This is a genomic window from Ruminococcus hominis (assembly GCF_014287355.1).
Lineage (GTDB): Bacteria > Bacillota > Clostridia > Lachnospirales > Lachnospiraceae > Schaedlerella > Schaedlerella hominis.
The window spans coordinates 1,582,715-1,605,911 of record NZ_JACOPE010000001.1; the positions used below are offsets into that span (position 1 = coordinate 1,582,715).

Below are 23,197 nucleotides of genomic sequence, written 5' to 3' on the forward strand. Positions count from 1 at the left end.
CGCATTATTTTGAATAATACTCATATGTTTTTGCTGTCATCGGATCGATTGGTCTTTTCTGCCATTTTAAGTATTCTAATGTATTTTTGGCACATAAACTTACTGCATGGTCAATATCTGTAAATGCTTCTTTTCTTACTTCGGTAAGACCAGGAATCATTTTTCTTCCTGGTTCAATATAATCCGATAAATAAATGATTTTATCCAGCATAGTCATATTTGGGCGTCCGGTAGTGTGATAAAGGATAGCGTTAATTACACGTTCATTATCCACTTTATATTTTTCTTTTGCAAGATAGGCTCCGAGCTTTGCATGAATTAAAGGAAGAACTTGTAATTCTGCCTCCGATAATTCAATTTTATATTTTTTACATAGCTCGACCTGTTCTTCAGAAGAAGTAAATTTTCCACAATCATGCAACAATCCGGCAAGCATTGCTTCTTGAATATCTTGTTCGTAACGCATTGCCATGGCAGCTGCGGTATACATAACACCCTTTGTATGACGATAACGGTCAGGTTTTAATTTCTTCTCTAATTTTTTACTTATCTTGTCTAAATCCATTTTTGTTTTTCCCTTTTGTAACATACAATCTGTTTTCTTTGATGTATTCATCTACGGCATCAGGAACCATGAAGTGTACACTTAATCCTTTTGCTGCACGTTTTCGTATAACCGTTGAAGAGATTTCAAGAAGTGGGGCCTGTAATAATTGTATTTTAGCCCCATATATTTGTTTCAAATAATTGATTTGCATACGCATATCTTCAATGTCTTTATCATCACGCATAGCAGCTAAAATTGTACAAGTAGGAAATATTTCCTCAAAATATCTCCAGTGTTCGATTGTAAACAATGAATCTGCTCCAAGAATAAAGTAGAAATCATCTTCCGGATATAATTCATTTAATTCCTGCATTGTCTTATAAGTATAAGAGTGCAAGCTTTCATTTGCTTCATGCAAACAAATTTTAAAATAAGGTATATTTTGAATTGCACGGCGAACCATTTCTATACGATGTCGTAATGCATCTTTCATGTCTTCAGCTTTTTTGTGTGGTGGATTTCCATTTGGAAGAAACCATATTTCATCTAGTCCAAAATCTTCATAGGCAAATTCGCCAAGCAGTAAATGTCCAATGTGAATTGGATCAAAGGTTCCACCCATAATTCCTATTTTCATCCGTTATCACCTATGGTAAAACAATTTTTTTCTTGTTGTCTTTTCCTTCTTTATAAAGAACAATTTTCTTTCCGATTACCTGTACGATTTGAGCGTGTGTACGTTCAGCAACCATCTCAGCTAATTCACGTGGATCATCAGCACAGTTTTGTAACACACTGATTTTAATCAATTCTCTGGCGTCTAAAGCTTCTGAAATTGCCTGCGTAAGTCCAGGGTTCATACTGGATTTACCAATCTGAAAAATCGGATCAATTGTCATAGCAAGACCTTTTAAATAAGCTCTCTGTTTTGATGTCATTTTTATTCTCCTATTAATTTTATTATATCAATTACGGGTTCCTTTTATTTATAATAGTCAAATTGCAGACCATACATTTTTACAGTATCGCCCTCTTCTATTCCGGCAGCTTCAAGTTTTTCAAGGATACCGGTATCTTTTAAGAAACGTTGGAAGAATGCAAAACCTTTCTCTGAATCCAAGTTTGTATATCCAAGCATTTTTTCAATTTTAGGGCCTTCAACCACATACATATCATCCACTTTTTCGACAGTGTATGGAAGTTCTTCATAAATAAGTTCATCTTCAGGGAAGAATTCCTGCTCAAAAATAACTGTTTCAGTTCCAATCTTCTGAAGTTCCTCGCTTACATAATACAACAATTCCTGAATACCTTTTCCGGATACTCCGGAAATTGGAAATACTTTGATTCCCTTTGGTTCAAATTCTGCTTTTAAAAGTTCAACAGGGTCTTCATCTTCTGAGTAGATTAAATCTGTTTTGTTTGCTGCAATTACTTGTGGACGCTTTGCAATTTCAGGATTATAAGCTTCCAATTCTGCGTTGATTTTATAAATATCTTCAATTGGATTACGACCTTCAATTCCGGCAGCATCAACAACGTGGATCATCATTTTTGTACGTTCAATATGACGTAAAAATTCATGTCCTAACCCGACACCTTCGGAAGCACCTTCAATCAGACCAGGAATATCTGCCATAACAAATCCTTTTCCGTTTGGAAGGTCAACCACTCCGAGATTTGGATTTAATGTTGTGAAATGATAATTCGCTATCTTAGGATCAGCATTTGTTACTCGGGAAAGAAGAGTTGATTTTCCAACATTAGGAAATCCAATCAACCCAACATCTGCGATTACTTTTAATTCTAATGTTACTTCCATTTCCATAGCAGGCTGTCCTGGCTGTGCATATTTAGGAACCTGCATAGTAGCTGTTGCAAAATGCTGATTACCTAGTCCGCCTTTTCCGCCTTTTAAGATAATCTGGCGACGATTTTCACCTGACATATCTGCAACAACCTTACCTGTATTTGCTTCTTTGATTACAGTTCCTTCTGGAACTTTTAATACAACATCTTTACCATCTTTTCCGTGGCAACGGCGTTTTCCACCTTCTTCACCATCACCGGCTGCAAATTTTCTTTTGTGACGATAATCATAAAGCGTATTTAATCCTTCATCTACTTCAAAAATTAAATCTCCGCCTTTTCCACCATCGCCGCCGTCTGGGCCACCATTTGCTACATATAATTCGCGTCGGAAACTTACATGACCATTTCCGCCTTTTCCAGAGCGAATCATAATTTTTGCTCTATCTGCAAACATCGCGATCACCTCTCTTATTTTTGGGTTATTTAATATCAGTGTAACATACTTATATATAGTATCTGCAAGAAAATACTTTTTGATATATAAAAAGATTTCTGGCAGAGAAAAAAGGCAGGAAATACTTCCTGCCTTCATGAACTGATGATTATTCAGCTACTGGATAGATAGAAACCTGTTTCTTATCTCTTCCTTTTCTTTCAAATCTAACAACACCGTCAACCAGTGCGAAGAGAGTATCATCTCCTCCACGTCCAACATTCACACCTGGGTGAATCTTAGTTCCGCGCTGTCTGTACAGGATGTTACCAGCTTTTACAAACTGTCCGTCAGCTCTTTTGGCACCTAATCTCTTAGCCTCGGAGTCACGACCGTTCTTTGTAGAACCCACTCCTTTTTTATGAGCAAAAAACTGAAGGTTTAATTTCATCATGGTAGTTACACCTCCTCGAAAATAATATCAATATATGGCTTGTAACTGTCATCTTCTTCCATGCTCTGTAAACCGAGAACCATGGATTTCATCAACAGTTGAGCATCATGTCCAGGAGTTTTTGTAAAACGAAATTCGATATTACCTGTATCTTCATCACTAACACAACTTGTTTCATCCTCTGTAAAGGATTCAATCGAGTTTAATGTATTAATAATTAATACTGACGCAGCGGCACATACGATATCATGACCATATTCATCATATCCTGCATGTCCAATCACATCAAACCCTGTATATGTCTGCTTTTCATCCACATAAATAGTTACATTAATCATAATTAAGCGTTGATCTTTTCGATCTTAACTGCTGTAAACTGCTGTCTGTGACCGTTTTTCTTATGGTATCCAGTCTTTCTCTTATACTTGTAAACAACAACTTTTTTTGCTTTTCCGTCTCCGATTACGGATGCAGTAACGGATGCTCCGTTTACAGTTGGGTTACCAACAACCAGTTTATCATTGTTTACTGCAAGTACCTGGTCGAATGTATAAGTTTCTCCAGCCTCTACACCAAGTTTCTCTACTTTAATGATATCGCCTTCGGCTACTTTGTACTGTTTACCACCTGTTGCTATAATCGCGTACATATGGCACCTCCTATTATCATTACTCGCCAGCTACGGTGTCTGTAAATACAGCTCTTAAACCTCGCTGTGCGGCATACTCATAGAATATAACATTCTCTTTATCATTTGTCAATACTTCTTTTTGAAAAAGTTCGTTTGTTTTGTTTTTTAGTAGTAGTTCAGATGAAATGATGAACCGCTACATTTTTGAATTTGTTTTACTGGCTTAAAAGTTTTCCGGCTTTTGTTCGGATGCGCTGAAGTGCATTATCAATCGTTTTTGGACTTTTATCAAGTAAATTTGCAATATCCCGATAATTTGTTCCCAGCATATGTAAATATAGTACTCGATTTTCCAGATCACTTAAGTTCTCTTTTAATTCCTCGATAAATGCTTCTGAAGATTCTTTCCCGAAATAAAGTGTTTCCGGATTATTTTCAACTTCAGGTTCAATCGTATCAATTAACGGAAGTGCTTTCTCGTCTTCATGATTTCCTTCATCATAAAGAGAAACATAGGAATTTAACGGGATATGTTTTTTCCTTTTTGATGAAGCAATTGCAGAATACATTTGACGTGATACACATAGTTCTGCAAAACCGGAAAAAGACTGTCCGGCTTCAGAGTCAAAATCCCGAACAGCTTTGATCAATCCAATCATCCCTTCCTGGATTAGATCATCGTTATCGCCTCCAATCAAATACATTGCCCTTGCTTTTCGGCGGACCATCGATTTATATTTAATCATAAGATAATCCATGATCTCATCTTCACCATTTCTCAAACGACGGATTAATTGTTCATCTGGAATCTTATTATATGTATTCATGAAACCAGTTATCCTTTCAAACTAATTTAGTCTCTGGCGAACAATTTCGTAGGCAAGTACACCTGCTGCCACAGATGCATTTAAGGAGTCGATTTCACCTTTCATTGGAATGCTTGCAATAAAGTCACATTTTTCTTTTACAAGTCTTCCAACACCCTCTCCTTCATTTCCAATAACAAGACCGATTGGTCCTTTTAAATTTAAGCGGTACATGGATTCACCGCCCATATCTGCACATACGAACCAGAGTCCTTTTTCTTTTAATTCTTCCATTGTTTTTGCAAGATTTGTAACCTTTGCAACAGGAGTATAATTTAAAGCACCGGCAGAGGTCTTGGCAACTGTTGCAGTAAGTCCGACAGCTCTGCGTTTTGGAATAATAACACCATGCGCTCCGGCTAAATTTGCAGTACGTATAATCGCACCAAGATTATGCGGGTCTTCGATATTATCTAATAAAATAAGAAATGGATCTTCCCCTTTTTCTTCAGCCAGTTTTAACATGTCTTCCACTTCAGAATATTCATAGGCAGCTGCATATGCAATTACACCTTGATGTTTGCCTGTTGTAGAAATTTGGTTTAAACGATCCTTATTAACAAAGTTAATAATTGTGTCGTGTTTCTTAGCCTCTCTTATAATTGTACGTATAGGTCCGTCCTGACATCCATCTAGGACGAATACCTTATCGATCGGTTTGCCTGAGCGAAAAGCTTCCAGTACAGCATTTCTTCCTTCTACGACCAGAGTATGTTCACGATGGTCTCTGTCAAATTCTTTTTCGATTTTTTCTGACATGATCTTCTCCTTACTTTTCTTAATTTTCCAAACTGTCTAATCCTATTTTAATCAGTTCCATTAAGCGTGCATATCTCTTTTTCAAGTAAAGATAACCGACGAGTGCTTCAAATCCTGTTGCACGACGATAGTCGGTGATTGATTGATTTTTGGCCGGAGAAACAGATTTTGCATTTCTCCCCCTTCTGTAGACAGCATGCTCTTCTTCGTTTAAATGCTCCTGCATTGTACGCATCATTAACGACTGTGTTGAAGCCTGTACAAGATGACTAGTCTCTTCATGTAATTTATTTACTTGCTTGTTTCCATTGTTAATAATCATACTTTTGATGATTAAATCATAAACACAGTCACCGATATATGCTAAAACAAGAGGTGAATATTGATTCACATCCACCTCTTTTAATTGGAGCACATTTTCAATACAATCGCGAAAATCCATTGTTATGCTCTTTTCCATTTTACACCTTCTCTTGTATCTTCCAAAATGATTCCTTTAGCTAAAAGTTCATCACGAATTTCATCTGCTCTGCCAAAATTACGTTCTTTTCTGGCTGCCTGACGTTCCTGGATCAATGCTTCAATATCGGCATCTAAAAGCTCTTCTTTTTTCTCAACTACAACACCAAGTACATCTGCAAGTTTTACGATCAACTCATATAAAGCTGAAACATATGCTTTTGAACTATCACCATTTGCAGTTGTATTTGCATATTTTACAAGATCAAAGATTGCTGCAATTGCATCAGCAGTATTAAAGTCATCATCCATTGCTTTTTCAAAGGCTGCGACATAGTTTTGAGTTTTTGTAAGCGCATCATCTTCAATGTCTGTAAGTGTCTCTGTCTTTGCATTATCGGCCAGGAATTTTAAGTTGTCAGTGGCAGTGATAATTCGATCCAATCCGCTTTTTGCAGCTTCCATTAGATCACTGCTGAAGTTCAATGGACTTCTGTAATGCGCACTTAACATAAAGAAACGAAGTACCTGTAAATCATATTTTTCACTGATTTCTCTAACTGTAAAAAAGTTGCCAAGTGATTTTGACATTTTTCTATTATCGATATTTAAAAATGCATTGTGTAGCCAATATTTTGCAAATTCTTTTCCATTTGCAGCTTCACTCTGAGCAATTTCATTTTCATGATGTGGGAATACAAGATCTTCTCCACCAGCATGAATATCAATCTGTTCTCCTAAATATTTTTTTGACATTTCAGAACACTCAATATGCCATCCAGGTCTTCCTTCACTCCAAGGAGATTCCCATGCAGGTTCTCCCTCTTTTTTTGGTTTCCACAGAACAAAATCCAATGGGTCTTCTTTTTCATCTTCTCCGCTTACCAGAAGGGAACGATTACCTGAACGAAGATCATCTAAATTTTTATGTGATAATTTTCCATATTCTTTGAACTGACGTGTACGATAATATACAGTTCCATTCTTTTCATAAGCATATCCTTTGTCGATCAGAGACTGGATCATCTCTATCATACCGCCAATTTCTTCTGTTGCAAGAGGATTTTTTGTAGCAGGTTTTACATTCATGCCATCCATATCTTTTTTGCATTCAGCAATATATCTTTTTGAAATTTCCTCAGCTGTAACACCCTCTTCATTTGCTTTTTTGATAATCTTATCATCGACATCTGTAAAGTTTGATACAAAGTTCACGTCAAATCCCTTATATTCAAAATATCTTCTGACTGTGTCAAATACAATCATAGGACGTGCATTGCCGATATGGATAAAGTTATATACGGTTGGACCGCAGACATACATCTTAACTTTCCCTTCTTCTAATGGCACGAATTCTTCTTTTTGTTTTGACATCGTGTTATACAGTTTCATTTATATTTCCTCCTTGTTACTTTAACAGATACTGCTGTATCTGAAATATCTATTGTTTTTTAATTTTTGCAGTTTTGCTCTACACATTTTTTTAAGCGTTCTTCCATTGCAAGAAGCTGTTCGTGCAGTTGAAAATTGGCAATCTGCAATTCTCGGATATCATTAAGAACCGGATCTGGAAGATGTACCTGATCCAATTCTTCACGAGGTACTTTTTTATCATCTCTTCGGACAATACGGCCAGGGACTCCGACTACTGTACAGTTTGGTGGAACTTCCTCCAATACGACCGAACCGGCACCAATTTTAGAATTCTCTCCGATAGTAAAAGAACCGATTACTTTAGCACCTGCACTTACCATAACATTATCTTTCAAGGTTGGGTGGCGTTTTCCTTTTTCTTTCCCGGTACCTCCCAGAGTAACACCTTGATAAAGAGTAATATTATCTCCGAGAATTGCTGTTTCACCGATGATAACACCACTTCCATGATCAATAAAGAGTCCTTTTCCGATTGTTGCACCAGGGTGTATCTCGATACCTGTCTTTCGAACAGCTCTCTGTGAAACCCATCTTGCCATAAAATAATGTTTTTTCGTATATAGCTTATGTGCAACTCGATAACTCAGCATAACTTTAAAGCTTGGATACAGCAAGACTTCCCAATTTGATTTGATTGCTGGATCACGATCTTTTACAACATTAATTTCTTCTTTAATATAGGATATCATCCCCATAATTCTTTCCTCGCTTTCATACAGAGTGTTTACTTCATATAACAGAAAAGCACTTTCCTAGTATATAAATAAAAAACTTCATCTCTAAACAAGAGACGAAGTTTATCCGCGGTTCCACTCTATTAAAAGAATTAATTCTTTCACTCATAACGTATAACGTTCGTCACCCGTATTTTGCTACTTGATTCACAAAATCAGCTCCCGAATGCACTTCACAAGGTTTCCTCAAAAACTGCTCTCAGCCGACGACAGCTTCTCTCTGGTGAGTCAATTGCTTGTTACTCTTTTCGTTCTTCGCTTTTTATCTCTATACCGATACACTATATATTATGCAAAATTCTTAATTTTGTCAACAGATTCTCTTTAAACAACTTCATTTAAATAGATTCGATTAAGTGGTTTTAGTTTTTTTAGTTCTTCCGCCAAATGGTCTGTAAGTATTACATTTTCTTCTTTCGCAACTTCTTCGAGTGTTTTATAGCCAAATACGAAACTTGTCAATGCACCAATCGTTAAAACGCCCTCAGAATCTTCCGTTTCTCTTACGTGGAGCACATTCGGTGTATCAGGGCTATTTAAATCGTTATATATTTCCCATACCTTGCTATTTTGGGGGAGAATATAATCCAGAATGGCAAAAGAGCAATGTAATTGTTTGCCGGGTTTTACTTTTAATGTCTTTAAAAGTTGTTCAAGGTGTAAAATTCGAACCATAATGGCTGGCTTTTTTTCTTGAGTATCAATCAAAGAAGCATAAATTTTTACATTACCGGAAATATTTTTCTCAGTTTTTAACTGGGTGACAGATTGTTCCATTGCACTTTCATATCCAGGAAGAAAAAGCGGCTCCATAATTTCCAATCCGTCTTCCATCATATAAGTAAATATACCAATCAATTTATCTTCTTCAAAAACCATTCGGATACCGCCAAGTTCACTTTGGCGTTCTAATAAAAGCGATTGATAATATGCGCTGTCTCGCAATGTACAGATTTGCCAGTTTTTCTCTATGTTTTCGGTGTAGAAAGCAGCAACCCTTTCACAATCAAAAAAAGTCGCCTCTACGCTTTTGTATCCATCTATATTCTTAACATCTGTCAGTGTTGTATGATTCTGATCATAAACAAAGCGAAAATCATATGGCGTGTAAATAGATTCTGCAGCAGGCATTAAAAATGTAAAAGGCTCTTTGCGTTTGTACATATCTGATAAGCTTTGGCGTAATAGAGTGCCCATATATCCTTTTTTTCGGTGAAGCGGTTTTGTTGCAACACCAACAATGTAACTTCCTTGGAATTGTGTATCTTCAAGTTTTAAGGCATAGGGGTTTAAATGTAGCATGGAACAAATTTCCTGGTCATTTTCGATCACATATATTTCATTGTCCTTCGCTTTCATAAAGTAATAATAATCCAAAAATTTCTTTGAATCTTCATTGAAAATCTCTTCCCACAAAGCTCTTGTCAGATTATGCTCATTTAGTTCTAACTTCCTTGTTTTCATAACCTTTTTACTGCTCCTTTTGACATCCCTGACAATTGGTACATGCTCTGTCAAAAGTTACATCATAGCTACTATAGTTTGTTAATTTCTCCAGTGCGCAGATTGCCTGAGAAGAAATGCCCTCTCCGCTTCCGGTAAAACCAAGGCCCTCCTCTGTCGTTGCTTTAACATTTACCTGCTCTATCGTTATATTTAATGCTTCGGCAATGTTTTCACGCATCTGGTCAATATATGGTCGCATCTTAGGTTTCTGTGCAATGATAGTTGCATCAATATTTTCTATAATATATTGATTTTCATCTAATAATTTTGCGACATGCTCTAATAATTTTATACTGGAGATTCCTTTGTATTTATCATCGGAATCCGGAAAATGTTTTCCTATATCTCCAAGTGCGGCAGCACCAAGAAGTGCATCCATAATTGCATGTAAAAGGACATCTGCATCAGAATGACCAAGCAGTCCTTTTTCATAAGGAATTGTAACTCCGCCTAATATCAAATCTCTGTTTTCTACTAATTTGTGAACATCATAGCCCATCCCTACTCGCATGTTTTATTTCTCCTCGTAATCTGATTCTTTATTATCCTCGTTGTTACCCTGTTTGAGTTCTTTCATACCTGCTTCTAATTCAGCCGGTGATGGCATTGGTGCAGTGCGGCTTTGTGTGAGTACGCGTTGTCTGCGCTGTTCCATTTTTTGCAATGCAGCCTCAGCAGCTTCCGCACGTTTTTGCTCCTCTTGCTCTGCTTTTTTTGATGAAACCATTCTTTTGATGATCCAGATAGTATAACCGGCTCCAATGATAACAAAGATGATTCCCATAAAAAGTTTAAATGCCAAATCGCTTGGGTGTGCGGCAAGTGTTTCCCTAATAAGATTAACACCGATAAATGCTAAATACATTCCCAGCATAAGTCTTAGAATATAGTTTGTCTTTTTGTTCATATCTCTATCCTCCGTTTTTCCATATCTGATATTTTGGATATGGCAATACATTTAAAGCTATTGTATCATGTAACATACTTTTTCGGCAATATAAACACGAAATGGTCTGGAATTTTGTTTTAAATTTGAAAAATGGAAAAGAAAAAGACCTAGCATAATGCTAAGTCTTTTAAGTAGCGGAAACTGGATTTGAACCAGCGACACCACGGGTATGAACCGTGTGCTCTAGCCAACTGAGCTATTCCGCCATGATATGTATATATTGAAATTCTATGGGACCTACAGGGCTCGAACCTGTGACCCTCTGCTTGTAAGGCAGATGCTCTCCCAGCTGAGCTAAGATCCCAAGAAGCAATACTTGGTAAGTTCCAAAGAACTCACTAGGCTAGTATAACAACAATGTTGCAAACTGTCAACATGCTTTAGCCAAATAGCGGAAACTGGATTTGAACCAGCGACACCACGGGTATGAACCGTGTGCTCTAGCCAACTGAGCTATTCCGCCATATATCTTACTGATAATCATTAAGGGTATGGGACCTACAGGGCTCGAACCTGTGACCCTCTGCTTGTAAGGCAGATGCTCTCCCAGCTGAGCTAAGATCCCTTATTATCAGTGATTGGTGCGTTTCTCTCGCAACCGACTTCGTTAGTATACAATTATATCCAGTAAATGTCAACACCTTTTTATAATTTTTTTGATTTTTTCTAAAAGTATCTATATTTTCTACAATTTATATGCTTTATATATAGAAAAGGGATGTATCTGACCCCTATTTATCAGATACATCCCTTGTTCTAAATTGTACAATTTAAGGTTTTATTATATAAAATATTATTTAAAATATTTTACACCGGATTCAAATATCTTGAGGTCCTGTTCTCCATAAATATTAATAGCAACAGAATCTCCACGACGTTCGGAATGAGCCATTTTACCAAGTACTCTTCCATCTGGACTTGTAATTCCTTCAATCGCATAGTAGGAGCCATTTACATTCCATTCTTCATCCATACTGATATTTCCTTCTGGATCACAATACTGTGTAGCTACCTGTCCGTTTGCAAAAAGTTTTTCAATCCACTCATCATTTGCTACAAAACGACCCTCACCATGAGATGCCGGGTTAGTATATACACCGCCTAATTGTGCATTCTGAAGCCATGGTGATTTATTTGTAACAACTTTTGTGTATACCATTTTAGAAATGTGGCGACCGATTGTGTTATATGTTAATGTTGGTGAATCTTCATTCTGTCCGACAATCTGTCCATATGGTACAAGACCAAGTTTGATCAATGCCTGGAATCCATTACAAATTCCAAGAGCGAGTCCATCACGTTCGTTAAGCAATTTTTCTACAGCTTCTTTGATTTTTGCATTCTGGAATGCAGTTGCAAAGAATTTTGCGGAACCATCCGGCTCGTCTCCTGCGCTGAATCCACCTGGGAACATAATCATCTGAGCCTGAGAAATAGCCTTCTCAAATTCATCTACAGATTCACGAATTCCAGTTGCATCTAAGTTTTTAAATACTTTTGTAATAACCTTAGCACCGGCTCTTTCAAAAGCTTTCTTGCTATCATATTCACAGTTTGTTCCTGGGAAAACAGGAATAAACACAGTTGGCTGTGCAAGTTTATGGCTGCAAATATGAATATCAGATGTATTGAACAGGCGTTCCTTAATCTTTTCATCACTGCTTGTAGCAGATTTTGTGGCAAATACTTTTTCTAATGGCTCTTCCCATGCTGCTTTGGCTTCTGCAAGAGTAATTTCGGCATCACCATATTTGAACAGTTTATTTTCGCTTACCTCACCGATTATTTTATAATCTACAGTTAATTTATCTAATTTGTCAGCAGCTACTTCTGCTACAAGATCTCCAAAAGCAGGGGCAAAGGCATCCATGGCAGAGAGCTCTGAATTCAATTCTACTCCAAGACCATTACCAAATGCCATTTTACTTACAGCAGAGATGATTCCGTGACGATCAAGTGCATATGCGGATACAATAGCTCCATTATGGATATCATCTGCAAATTTACCATATTGATCCATAATCTGCTCATATACTGGTAAATCATATTTATTATGTTCTGTTTTGACAAGAATTAATTTATTGCCTGCTTTTTTCAATTCAGGTGTGATAATCTCTTTTTCAGTTGCCATATCTACAGCGAATGATACAAGTGTTGGTGGTACATCAATATCCTGGAATGTTCCTGACATACTATCTTTACCGCCAATTGATGGAAGCCCAAATCCAAGCTGTGCATCATATGCTCCGAGAAGTGCAGCGAATGGCTGGCTCCATCTCTTAGGATCTTCTGTCATACGACGGAAATATTCCTGGAATGTAAAACGAATCTTTTTGTAATCCCCTCCGGCTGCTACAATCTTTGCAATAGATTCTACAACAGCATAAATAGCTCCATGGTAAGGACTCCAGCTTGAAAGATATGGGTCAAATCCAAAACTCATCATAGATACTGCATCTGTTGTTCCATTTAAAACAGGAACTTTAGCAACCATAGCCTGTGTCTCTGTCATCTGATATTTTCCACCGTGTGGCATAAATACAGAGCCTGCTCCGATAGAACCGTCAAACATTTCGACAAGTCCTTTCTGCGAACATACATTTAAATCTTTTAAAACGTCAAGCCATTTTGCTTTTACATCAGTTACTTCCTGTTTCTGGAAAACAGATTCTTCAAGCGATGGGATATCCACTGCTACATTTGTTTCCTGATGTGCACCGTTTGTATCCAAAAATGCGCGTGAAAGATTAACGATTTCTTTTCCTCTCCATGTAAGAACAAGTCTTGGACTTTCTGTTACGACAGCAACTTCTGTAGCCTCAAGGTTTTCTTCTTTTGCATATGCCATGAATTCTTCAACATCTTTTGGATCAACAACAACGGCCATACGCTCCTGCGATTCAGAAATCGCAATCTCTGTTCCGTCTAAGCCGGCATATTTTTTAGGAACTTTATCTAAATCTACTCTAAGACCATCTGCCAATTCGCCGATTGCAACAGAAACACCACCGGCACCAAAATCGTTACATTTTTTAATTAATTTACTAACTTCTTCTCGGCGGAATAAGCGTTGGATTTTACGTTCTGTTGGTGGATTACCTTTCTGGACTTCTGCTCCACATGTTTCAATAGACTGCTCTGTATGTACCTTGGAAGATCCTGTTGCACCACCACATCCATCACGGCCTGTGCGTCCACCAAGTAAGATGATGATATCACCCGGGTCAGATGTTTCACGAATAACAGCACGTCTTGGAGCGGCTCCCAGTACAGCTCCAATCTCCATACGTTTTGCAACATAATTTGGATGATAGATTTCTTTTACGGCACCTGTTGCAAGACCAATCTGATTTCCGTATGAGCTATATCCTTTTGCAGCACCACGAACGAGTTTTTTCTGTGGAAGTTTACCTTTTAATGTCTCTTTGACAGACACTGTCGGATCAGCAGCACCTGTTACACGCATAGCCTGATATACATAAGTACGGCCAGAAAGTGGGTCACGTATTGCACCGCCAAGACAAGTTGCAGCACCACCAAATGGTTCAATTTCTGTAGGGTGATTGTGAGTCTCGTTTTTGAAGTTGATCAGCCATTCTTCCTCTACACCATCTACTTTTATTGGAACAACGATACTACATGCATTGATCTCATCTGATTCTTCCTGATCCTGTAATTTACCCTCTTTTTTGAGTTTACGCATTGCCATTAATGCAAGATCCATCAGACACACAAACTTATCTTCACGACCTGCAAAAATTTCACTATGATCTTTTAAGTATTGTTTATAAGTATTTTCGATAGGTTCTCTGAGGTCTCCATCATCAAAACTTACTGATTTTAACTCTGTAGAAAATGTTGTATGACGACAATGATCAGACCAGTATGTATCCAGAACACGGATTTCTGTCATGGAAGGATCTCTTTTTTCTTCATTTGCATAATATCCCTGAATATGCTGGAAATCTTTAAATGTCATAGCTAAACCAAGTGAATCATACAATGCCTTCAATTCCTCTTCTGGCATTTCTTTAAAACCATCAAAAATTTTCACATCAGCAGGCTCATCAAAGACAGTGACAAGTGTTTCTGGTTTGTCGAAACCAGTTTCACGAGAATCTACAGGGTTGATGCAGTGATGCTTGATGGCATCTAATTCTGCGTCTGTTATATCTCCTTCAATAACATAAGTTATTGCAGTTCTTACAACCGGACGCTCATCTTCTTTAATGAATTGCAGACACTGTTCTGCTGAATCAGCTCGCTGATCAAACTGACCTGGAAGAGATTCTACAGAAAATGCAGTTTCATTTTCTTTCATAGGAAATGTTTCATTATATAAAATATCAACAGGGGCTTCTGCGAATACGCCATGACAAGCTTTTTCAAAAGTTTCATCAGAAACATTCTCTATATCATAACGGATCAGAACACGAACACCTGTCACATCAGGTACTCCAAGATAATGTTTGATCTCATGACGCAACTCTTTTGCCTGTACTGCAAAATCAGCCTTTTTTTCAACATATACACGTTTTACATTACTCATATTGGTTCTCCTTTGCATGTAATCTATTTTCTACATGTCACTTTTCATTTCTATGTTACAATCCTATCACAAATCAGATAATAAGTGAAATTAATATAACTAAACTCATTGATAAGTTTTGCTTAAATTTGCACGGTTCTTCTAATTGCTTTTTTATAATTTTTACTTTATAATATAAGTATCTTTTATTAGGAGGACTAATTAATGATGGATATTAATTACGAATTGTATAAAGTATTTTATCATGTCGCGTCTACATTAAATTTTTCAGAGGCTTCAAAACAATTATTCATTTCACAATCAGCCGTCAGTCAATCTATAAAAACACTGGAGAAGAAATTAGATCAGACATTATTTATTCGTAGTACTAAGCGTGTACAATTAACACCAGAGGGCGAGATACTTCTCAGACATATTGAACCTGCGATGAATCTAATCCGACGTGGTGAGGCACAGTTGATGGATGCAGCATCTACCGGAGGACAGATTCGAATTGGTGCAAGTGATACAATCTGCCGTTATTTTCTTGTTCCGTATTTAAAAAAATTCCACCAGGATTTTCCAAATGCACATTTGAAGGTAATCAATCAAACATCTATTAAATGTGTAGAACTATTAGAAACGGGGCAGGTTGATCTGATTGTTGTCAATTATCCAAATAAATATTTAAGTAATGTCTCATCGATTAAGAAGATTCAGAAGTTCCATGATGTGTTTATTGCGAATCATTCTTTTGATTATTTAAAAGAGAAGAAACTTTCATATCAGGAGTTGTCAAAATATCCTATTTTAATGTTGGATAAACAAAGTACAACAAGCGAATTTTTACATCGATTATTCCAGCAGCATCATTTGGATCTTGTTCCGGAAATTGAACTTACAAGTAATGATCTTTTAATAGATCTTGCAAGGATCGGCCTTGGAATTGCATTTATTCCGGATTATTGTCTGTCCAGACAATCAGAAGATTTATTTGTCGTAGAAACTGAAGAATCCCTGCCTGAGCGTGAGCTTGTTATCGCATATAATGAGCAGGTTCCATTATCCAATGCGGCAGTAGAGTTTTTAAATTACTTTAATTAGAAAATTTTAATAAAAAAGAATGAAACAACTTTTGGATAAGCTGCTTCATTCTTTTTTTATTAAATCATAGTTTGCTAAATGTTTCTTCGGATTACTCGCCTACAACTGCAATTCTCATTGTATTACTTACACCGTTTCTACCCTTCTCAACGTTAGGTGAAGGAATTCCTGCAGTCAATACAACAACATCTCCAGGCTCAACATATTTCTTTACAAGTGCAAGTTCAATTGCTCCTGTAGTAATATCTTCTGTTGTATCAAATTCTAAAGATTTCAATGGTTCTACGCCCCAGTAAATAGCCATTCTACGCATTGTACGCTCATTTGGTGTGACACCTAAAATTCTCTGTTTTGGACGAAGATTAGAAACAACTCTTGTTGTAGCACCTGAAACAGATGGTGTAATGATGCATTTTGCATTCAGATTTGATGCAGCAAGTACAGAAGAATATCCAATTGCACCGGCAATACCAGTTTTCAAATGATTTCCAGACTGTCCAAGAAGCAGATCGTAATCCAAGTGTTTTTCTGTGCTCTCGATAATGTGAACCATCATCTGTAAAGCTTCAATAGGATATTTTCCTGCTGCTGTTTCGCCGGAAAGCATTACTGCGTCTGTTCCATCATATACAGCATTTGCAACGTCTGTAACCTCAGCTCTTGTCGGACGTGGATTACGGATCATAGAATCTAACATCTGTGTTGCAGTGATAACTGTTTTGAAGTTATCGTTACATTTATTGATCATCATTTTCTGAAGATATGGAACTTCTTCAGCTGGAATTTCTACTCCAAGGTCACCACGGGCAACCATGATTCCATCTGCTGCACGTATGATCTCATCAATATTTTCGATACCTTCTGAATTTTCAATCTTAGCAATGATTGGAATATATGGCGCATTGAGTGATTTCAGATAAGCACGAATCTCTAAAATACATTCTGCATTACGAACGAAAGATGCTGCAATAAAATCAATATCCTGGCTGACACCAAATTTGATATCTTCTTTATCTTTTTCTGTGATGGCAGGAAGTCTTACCGGTACGTTAGGAACGTTCACACCTTTACGTTCGCCGAGTTCACCACCATTAATAACCTTACAACGAATATCTTTTCCGGATTTTTCAATAACTTCTAATCCAATCAGACCATCGTCGATCAAAATAACTTTGCCGGCATCAACATCTTCGGCCAGTCCTTTGTAAGTAATAGATACACGATTCTCATCACCAACGATATCTTCTGTTGTGAGAGTAAATTCCATACCAGTTTCCAGATGTACTTTTTTTCCATCTTTGAGAACGCCGGTACGGATTTCTGGTCCTTTTGTATCAAGTAAAATTGCAACATTTGCATGTTCTTCTTCGCGAATCTGCTTTAATAAGTCCATACGACCTTTATGTTCTTCATAATCTCCATGTGAAAAATTGAAACGAGCCACATTCATTCCATTTTTAACCAATCCACGCATAATCTCTGGATTGTTTGTATTAGGCCCCATTGTGCATACTACTTTTGTCTTCTTCATCTTCTCAATCTCCTTATAACACTATCTTTATTTCACATGTTCGTGTGTGAACAAATGATCCTGGCAATATTCGTAATTGCCATTACATTTTGAACAGAATCTGAATTCCAGATTCGGATCATCCAATTCTGTTCTGCCACATACTGCGCAACGATGTCTTGCCCCATTTGAATAAGTCATATGCGGGCGTGACTGTTTTTGATACTTTTTCTTTCGCATCTGCTGTTTCGGTGAATATCCTTTTTTAGTAGAAAGGAAAAATACAACAAAATTTAATAATGATGCTGCAATTGTTACTCTTGAAATGAAATTTCCAGCAATAAAGTCATATAGAATGAATACAGCGTATACAATAGCCATCCATTTCATCTTAATAGGAATAATAAAATAAAGTAACAGTTCCATATCCGGATAACTTACTGCAAATGCAAGAAAAATTGACATGTTAATATAGTATGTGCTGAAAAGCCCTCCATATCCTATCATGCCTGTGCCTGCAATAAAGTATAATGCAAATGCACCAATTACAGTAAATAAAATCCCAGAAAAAATATATACATTATACCGAAACGTTCCCCATGCCCGTTCCAGCGCAGTACCGAGAGAATAATATAAAAGTACAATAAAAATGATAGAAATCAAACTTCCGCTTGGTGGAACAAGTACCCAGGATATCACTCTCCAGACTTGTCCTTTCAAGATAAAGTATGGCTCTAGTGTAAGCCATTTAAACAAACCAGGCAAAAAATAATAAATTCCAAAACCGATAATGTATGCTCCAATTAAATACATCGTCAAGTTTGGAATTGCAAATCGTCCGAATTTCTTTTCTAATTTATCTAACCAATTCAAATGTACATCTCCTTTATAGATTATTTTCGTTCATATAACAAGATTGTACTTAAATACGTACAAATCCGATACGTGTATTGTACATTCCCAATGTGCGTTTGTCAAACAAAAGTATGTGAAGATTCTGTAAATAAGATAGGATTGAGAAAATTTTGTCAATTTTTTCTTTAGGAAATTGTTTTCGAAGGAAAACGTACAGCATAATGACGATTGTGTTTTTAAAAATCCTGTCGTATAATGTATGGTAGTGTTATTTTGCTTACACTATTTTAATAAGAAGTAACAGCTATAAAAATATAAGAAAGAGGATAATTATGAGTTTGAACAAATTATATACTTTGGGGATTGATATCGGTTCTACAACTGTTAAAATTGCAGTTCTTGATCAAGATAATGAAGTATTATTCTCTGATTATGAACGACATTTTGCTAATATTCAGGAAACATTATCTGATCTGCTTGGGAGAGCTCTTTATAAGTTGGGTCCAATACAGGTGTCCCCTGTCATTACCGGTTCCGGTGGACTATCGCTCGCTAAACATTTAGGAGTACCTTTTGTACAAGAGGTAATTGCTGTTTCAACGGCATTACAGGATTATGCTCCGCAAACAGATGTTGCTATCGAATTAGGTGGCGAGGATGCGAAAATCATATATTTTGAAGGCGGTAATGTAGAACAGCGTATGAATGGAGTCTGCGCCGGTGGAACAGGTTCCTTTATTGACCAAATGGCATCTCTGTTACAGACAGATGCTACCGGATTAAACGAATATGCTAAAAATTACCATGCATTATATTCAATTGCTGCTCGTTGTGGAGTATTTGCCAAAACAGATATCCAGCCGCTGATCAATGAAGGGGCTTCCAAGGAAGACCTGGCAGCTTCTATTTTTCAGGCAGTAGTCAATCAGACAATCAGTGGACTTGCCTGTGGTAAACCAATTCGTGGTCACGTTGCTTTCTTGGGCGGACCATTACATTTCTTGTCAGAATTAAAAGAGGCATTTATCCGCACACTGAAGTTGGATGATGAACACATTATCGCACCTAAGCATTCGCATTTATTTGCTGCTATCGGTTCTGCATTGAATTCAAAGAAAGATGTGAAGGTATCTCTTCGTGAAATGCAGGAACGACTTGCCGCTAAAATCCAAATGGAATTTGAAGTGGATCGTATGGAACCATTGTTTGCATCAAAGGCTGAATACGATGCATTTATTTCAAGACATAATCAGCATCAAGTGCCAATGAAAGATCTTGCTTCATATAAAGGAAAGGTATTTTTAGGTATCGATGCAGGTTCAACAACTACAAAAGCCGCTTTGGTCGGTGACGATGGAACGCTTTTGTATTCTTTTTATCATAATAATGATGGAGATCCACTCGGAACAACGATTTCTGCTATTAAAGATATATACAGCCAGTTGCCGGAAGATGTAGAAATTGTACACTCCTGCTCTACCGGATATGGTGAAGCGTTGATTAAAGAAGCACTTCTCTTAGATGAGGGAGAGGTAGAAACCGTTTCACACTATTACGCAGCATCATTTTTTGAACCGGATGTTGACTGTATTCTTGATATCGGTGGTCAGGATATGAAATGTATCAAAATTAAAAATCAGACCGTTGATAGCGTACAATTAAACGAAGCGTGTTCTTCAGGATGTGGTTCATTTATCGAAACATTTGCAAAATCATTGAATTATTCAGTGGAAGATTTTGCACAGGAAGCATTATATGCACATAATCCAATTGATTTAGGAACACGTTGTACAGTGTTTATGAATTCAAAAGTAAAGCAGGCTCAAAAAGAAGGTGCAGAAGTATCTGATATTTCGGCAGGTCTTGCATATTCGGTTATAAAAAATGCGTTGTTTAAAGTAATTAAAGTATCGGATGCATCAGAACTCGGAAAACATATTGTTGTACAGGGTGGAACATTTTACAATAATGCTGTTTTAAGAAGTTTTGAAAAAATTGCAAATTGTGAAGCTATCCGTCCGGATATTGCCGGAATCATGGGAGCTTTTGGAGCTGCGCTTATTGCTCGTGAACGTTATGTTGAATGTGAAGGTACGACAATGCTTTCTATTGAGGATATTGAGGCCTTGGAGTATTCTACCACTATGACAAAATGCAAAGGATGTACAAATAACTGCCGTCTGACAATCAATCATTTCAGTGGCGGGCGTAAATTTATTACCGGAAACCGTTGTGAACGTGGTCTTGGAAAAGAAAAGGTGAAAAATAAATTACCAAACTTGTTTGAATATAAGATGCAGCGTTATTTTGGATATACTCCGTTAAAAGCAAATGAAGCTGTGCATGGAGTGATTGGTATTCCGCGTGTTTTAAATATGTATGAAAATTATCCGTTCTGGTTTACATTGTTTACGAAACTCGGATTTTCGGTACTGCTCTCTCCTGCTTCTACAAGAAAGATATATGAATTAGGCATTGAATCCATTCCAAGTGAATCAGAATGTTATCCTGCAAAGCTTGCACATGGGCATGTACAATGGCTGATCAATCAGGGCGTTACGCATATTTTCTACCCTTCCATTCCATATGAAAGAAAAGAATTTGCCGATGCGAATAACCATTATAATTGTCCGATCGTAACATCGTATCCTGAAAATATTAAGAATAATATGGATCCGATCGTTCAGGGAGAGGTAGATTTTATTCATCCATTTTTAAGTCTGGAAAGCGAAGAAACTGTTGCATATCGAATGGTTGAAGAGCTTGGAGAAAAATTTTCAATTGACGAAAAAGAAATACGTGCAGCGGTTCATGATGCATGGGAGGAACTTGCAGCCTGTCGCAATGATATGCGAAAAAAAGGAGAAGAAACGATACAGTTCTTAAAGGAAACAGGAAACAGAGGAATTGTACTTGCAGGTCGTCCATACCACATTGACCCGGAGGTTAATCATGGTATTCCGGAACTGATCAATTCTTATAATATGGCTGTTTTAACAGAGGACTCTATTTCACATTTGAATCCAGTAGAACGACCATTAAATGTAATGGATCAGTGGATGTATCATTCTCGTTTATATGCAGCTGCAAACTATGTAAAAACGGTAGATAATCTGGATTTGATCCAGCTTAATTCATTCGGTTGTGGATTGGATGCAGTAACAACAGATCAAGTTGCAGAAATTTTAACAAATTCAGATAAAATTTATACTTCATTAAAAATTGATGAAGTAAACAACTTAGGTGCTGCAAGAATCCGTATTCGTTCTCTACTTGCTGCAATTCGTGTTCGCGAACAGAGAAATACAAAACGCAACATTAAGCCGGCATCGATCGATAAAGTTTCATTTACAAAAGAAATGCGGGCAACATATACAATCCTTTGTCCTCAGATGTCTCCGATTCATTTTGAGATTGTTGAGCCTGCATTTAAAGCAGCAGGTTATAAATTGGAAGTGCTTCCAAATGATAATAAACAGGCTGTAGATGTTGGATTGAAATATGTAAATAATGATGCATGTTATCCATCACTTATGGTAGTAGGACAAATTATGGATGCTATTTTATCTGGAAAATATGATACCGATCATCTTGCAGTAATCATAAGTCAGACAGGTGGTGGATGTCGAGCTTCCAACTATATTGGATTTATCCGTCGTGCCTTAAAAAAAGCCGGATATGCACATATTCCAGTTATTTCTATCAACTTAAGCGGACTGGAGGCAAATCCTGGATTTAAGATTACTCCGTCTCTTGCTCTTCGTGGAATTTATGGAGCTGTATTTGGTGATATTTTCATGAAATGTATATATCGCATGCGTCCTTATGAAGCTGTGCCAGGCACAACAGATGCAATACATAAAAAATGGGCAGAAGTTTGTAAGAAATTTGTCTCAGAAGGATATCCTTCAAGAAGAAAATTCAAACAACTTTGCCGCAGTATTATAGAAGATTTTGATAACATTGAAACTTTAGATGTGAAAAAACCTCGCGTAGGAGTTGTTGGCGAGATTCTTGTTAAATTCCTTCCTGCTGCAAATAATCATCTTGTTGAATTACTTGAGGCAGAAGGCGCTGAGGCAGTTGTCCCGGACTTGCTGGATTTCTTACAGTATTGTTTTTATAATCAGAATTTTAAAGCATCGCACCTTGGATTTAAAAAATCCAAAGCACGAATTGCAAATATAGGAATTAAAGTATTAGAGTGGTTTAGGCTTCCTGCAACCGAAGCATTTAAAGCAAGTAAGCATTTTAATCCACCGGCTCATATTGAAGATTTGGCAAATATGGCATCCGACATCGTATCTCTTGGAAATCAAACTGGTGAGGGTTGGTTCTTAACAGGAGAAATGTTAGAACTGATACACAGTGGAGCTGGAAATATCGTTTGTACACAGCCATTTGCATGCCTTCCAAATCATGTAGTTGGAAAAGGTGTAATTAAAGAACTTCGTAGATTATATCCGCAGTCTAACATTGTTGCGATTGATTATGACCCAGGTGCAAGTGAGGTAAATCAGTTGAATAGAATTAAATTGATGCTATCGACAGCAAATAAAAACTTAGAAAAAGAACAGGCATAAAAGATAGGAAGTTTCCCGAAATATAGTGGAAAC

Annotated in this window: 20 protein-coding genes, 4 tRNA genes and 1 other annotated feature; of the genes, 2 read left to right on the forward strand and 22 right to left on the reverse strand. The window is 37.1% G+C overall.

Annotation, left to right across the window (positions count from 1 at the left end; genetic code table 11):
- Positions 1–4: 4 nt before the first annotated feature.
- The 20 genes from yqeK to H8S40_RS07120 form a co-directional block, all read right to left on the reverse strand.
- Complete coding sequence (gene yqeK, locus H8S40_RS07025) at positions 5–565, reverse strand: bis(5'-nucleosyl)-tetraphosphatase (symmetrical) YqeK (RefSeq protein WP_240577054.1); 561 nt, start codon at positions 563–565, stop codon at positions 5–7.
- A complete protein-coding gene (gene nadD, locus H8S40_RS07030) occupies positions 543–1,184 on the reverse strand; it encodes a nicotinate-nucleotide adenylyltransferase (protein ID WP_118737258.1) in 642 nt (213 codons plus the stop codon). The genes yqeK and nadD overlap by 23 nt, the downstream gene beginning before the upstream one ends.
- Positions 1,185–1,194: 10 nt before the next feature.
- Entirely contained in the window at positions 1,195–1,485 is a 291-nt protein-coding gene (yhbY, locus tag H8S40_RS07035) for a ribosome assembly RNA-binding protein YhbY (RefSeq protein WP_022075545.1), read from the reverse strand.
- Positions 1,486–1,529: 44 nt separating this feature from the next.
- Positions 1,530–2,813: a GTPase ObgE gene (obgE, locus tag H8S40_RS07040; protein ID WP_022075546.1), complete on the reverse strand. Its 1,284-nt coding sequence runs from the start codon at positions 2,811–2,813 to the stop codon at positions 1,530–1,532.
- Positions 2,814–2,961: 148 nt separating this feature from the next.
- Positions 2,962–3,246, reverse strand: coding sequence for a 50S ribosomal protein L27 (gene rpmA, locus H8S40_RS07045; RefSeq protein ID WP_022075547.1), 285 nt, complete (start codon positions 3,244–3,246; stop codon positions 2,962–2,964).
- 5 nt (positions 3,247–3,251) lie between these two features.
- On the reverse strand, positions 3,252–3,584 hold the full coding sequence (locus tag H8S40_RS07050) for a ribosomal-processing cysteine protease Prp (RefSeq protein ID WP_118723653.1): 333 nt from the start codon (positions 3,582–3,584) through the stop codon (positions 3,252–3,254).
- Between the two features lie 2 nt (positions 3,585–3,586).
- Positions 3,587–3,895 carry a 50S ribosomal protein L21 gene (gene rplU, locus H8S40_RS07055; protein WP_022075549.1) on the reverse strand — a complete coding sequence of 103 codons (309 nt, stop codon included), beginning with the start codon at positions 3,893–3,895 and terminating at the stop codon, positions 3,587–3,589.
- Positions 3,896–4,092: 197 nt separating this feature from the next.
- Positions 4,093–4,704: a sigma-70 family RNA polymerase sigma factor gene (locus H8S40_RS07060; RefSeq protein WP_117989041.1), complete on the reverse strand. Its 612-nt coding sequence runs from the start codon at positions 4,702–4,704 to the stop codon at positions 4,093–4,095.
- Positions 4,705–4,725: 21 nt separating this feature from the next.
- Positions 4,726–5,502 (reverse strand): 23S rRNA (guanosine(2251)-2'-O)-methyltransferase RlmB, encoded by a 777-nt coding sequence (gene rlmB / locus H8S40_RS07065; RefSeq protein WP_022075551.1) that lies wholly within the window; start codon positions 5,500–5,502, stop codon positions 4,726–4,728.
- Positions 5,503–5,521: 19 nt separating this feature from the next.
- Positions 5,522–5,962, reverse strand: a complete 441-nt coding sequence (locus tag H8S40_RS07070; RefSeq protein ID WP_117989042.1) for a Mini-ribonuclease 3 — start codon at positions 5,960–5,962, stop codon at positions 5,522–5,524.
- Positions 5,947–7,353, reverse strand: a complete 1,407-nt coding sequence (cysS, locus tag H8S40_RS07075; RefSeq protein ID WP_186864918.1) for a cysteine--tRNA ligase — start codon at positions 7,351–7,353, stop codon at positions 5,947–5,949. Before cysS ends, H8S40_RS07070 begins: the two co-directional genes overlap by 16 nt.
- 59 nt (positions 7,354–7,412) lie before the next feature.
- The gene (epsC, locus tag H8S40_RS07080) at positions 7,413–8,084 is read right to left on the reverse strand and encodes a serine O-acetyltransferase EpsC (RefSeq protein ID WP_330638872.1); all 672 of its coding nucleotides are present in this window, start codon (positions 8,082–8,084) and stop codon (positions 7,413–7,415) included.
- Between the two features lie 94 nt (positions 8,085–8,178).
- Positions 8,179–8,394: a binding site (T-box leader), on the reverse strand.
- A 59-nt stretch (positions 8,395–8,453) separates the two neighbouring features.
- Positions 8,454–9,593, reverse strand: coding sequence for a GNAT family N-acetyltransferase (locus tag H8S40_RS07085; RefSeq protein WP_186864919.1), 1,140 nt, complete (start codon positions 9,591–9,593; stop codon positions 8,454–8,456).
- A gap of 7 nt (positions 9,594–9,600) precedes the next feature.
- Entirely contained in the window at positions 9,601–10,146 is a 546-nt protein-coding gene (gene ispF, locus H8S40_RS07090) for a 2-C-methyl-D-erythritol 2,4-cyclodiphosphate synthase (RefSeq protein ID WP_186864920.1), read from the reverse strand.
- Positions 10,147–10,149: 3 nt separating this feature from the next.
- Complete coding sequence (locus H8S40_RS07095) at positions 10,150–10,542, reverse strand: hypothetical protein (RefSeq protein WP_118723646.1); 393 nt, start codon at positions 10,540–10,542, stop codon at positions 10,150–10,152.
- 174 nt (positions 10,543–10,716) lie between these two features.
- A tRNA-Met gene (locus H8S40_RS07100) sits at positions 10,717–10,790 on the reverse strand.
- Between the two features lie 25 nt (positions 10,791–10,815).
- Positions 10,816–10,888: transfer RNA gene (locus H8S40_RS07105), tRNA-Val, on the reverse strand.
- An 85-nt stretch (positions 10,889–10,973) separates the two neighbouring features.
- Positions 10,974–11,047, reverse strand: a tRNA-Met gene (locus H8S40_RS07110).
- A 29-nt stretch (positions 11,048–11,076) separates the two neighbouring features.
- A tRNA-Val gene (locus tag H8S40_RS07115) sits at positions 11,077–11,149 on the reverse strand.
- A gap of 228 nt (positions 11,150–11,377) precedes the next feature.
- On the reverse strand, positions 11,378–15,133 hold the full coding sequence (locus H8S40_RS07120; protein WP_186864921.1) for a phosphoribosylformylglycinamidine synthase: 3,756 nt from the start codon (positions 15,131–15,133) through the stop codon (positions 11,378–11,380).
- Between the two features lie 207 nt (positions 15,134–15,340).
- Between H8S40_RS07120 and H8S40_RS07125 the strand changes: the two genes are divergently transcribed.
- Positions 15,341–16,216, forward strand: coding sequence for a LysR family transcriptional regulator (locus tag H8S40_RS07125; RefSeq protein ID WP_347562274.1), 876 nt, complete (start codon positions 15,341–15,343; stop codon positions 16,214–16,216).
- A gap of 91 nt (positions 16,217–16,307) precedes the next feature.
- Here H8S40_RS07125 and pyk read toward each other — a convergent pair whose 3' ends face one another.
- Both pyk and H8S40_RS07135 read right to left on the reverse strand, forming a co-directional pair.
- Positions 16,308–17,747 carry a pyruvate kinase gene (gene pyk / locus H8S40_RS07130; RefSeq protein WP_118723644.1) on the reverse strand — a complete coding sequence of 480 codons (1,440 nt, stop codon included), beginning with the start codon at positions 17,745–17,747 and terminating at the stop codon, positions 16,308–16,310.
- 27 nt (positions 17,748–17,774) lie between these two features.
- The gene (locus H8S40_RS07135) at positions 17,775–18,599 is read right to left on the reverse strand and encodes a rhomboid family intramembrane serine protease (RefSeq protein ID WP_022075839.1); all 825 of its coding nucleotides are present in this window, start codon (positions 18,597–18,599) and stop codon (positions 17,775–17,777) included.
- A gap of 314 nt (positions 18,600–18,913) precedes the next feature.
- Between H8S40_RS07135 and H8S40_RS07140 the strand changes: the two genes are divergently transcribed.
- A complete protein-coding gene (locus tag H8S40_RS07140) occupies positions 18,914–23,164 on the forward strand; it encodes a 2-hydroxyacyl-CoA dehydratase (protein WP_186864922.1) in 4,251 nt (1,416 codons plus the stop codon).
- Positions 23,165–23,197: the final 33 nt, after the last annotated feature.